The organism is Roseateles sp. P5_E1 (assembly GCF_054049335.1).
Window position 1 is genome coordinate 1 of sequence record NZ_JBFUMN010000474.1, and the last position, 522, is coordinate 522.

Here is a 522-nt window from a genome sequence, read left to right on the forward strand (position 1 = left end):
TCCCAGCACCATCCGTCGACGTCTGAGAGAACTGTCGCCGGCGATGACGCTGCGCCGGCGCGGCTTCAAGGACAAGGCCCGAGACGTGTACGAGCCCATTCGTGGCTCGTTCCCGGGTGCTGACTTCCCATTGTCAGTCGTCCAGATCGATCACACCCCGCTCGACGTCATCGTCCTTGATGAGGTCCACCGCAAGCCGATCGGTCGCCCGTGGCTGACGTTGGCGATCGACGTTTACAGCCGGATGATCGTGGGACTCTACGTCACCCTGGACAAGCCGTCGGCGACATCCGTGGCCATGTGCATTTCCCACGCCATGACGCCGAAGAGCGATTACCTGGCGGCTCTTGGAGTGGAAGGCAACTGGCCGGTATGGGGTCAGATTGGCACGCTGCACGCCGACAACGCCAAAGAGTTCAAGTGCAAGGCGGTTACCCGCGGCTGCCAGGCCAACCACATCGACATGCAGTGGCGGCCGGTCAAGAAGCCTCACTATGGGGCACACATCGAACGGTATATGGG

General features: G+C 61.9%; 1 protein-coding gene. It reads left to right on the top strand.

Features of this window, described 5'->3' with window-relative positions:
* Nucleotides 1-43 precede the first annotated feature (43 nt).
* On the top strand, nucleotides 44-522 hold a 479-nt coding region (locus ACXJKJ_RS32165), incomplete at its 3' end, for an integrase catalytic domain-containing protein (protein WP_457395812.1).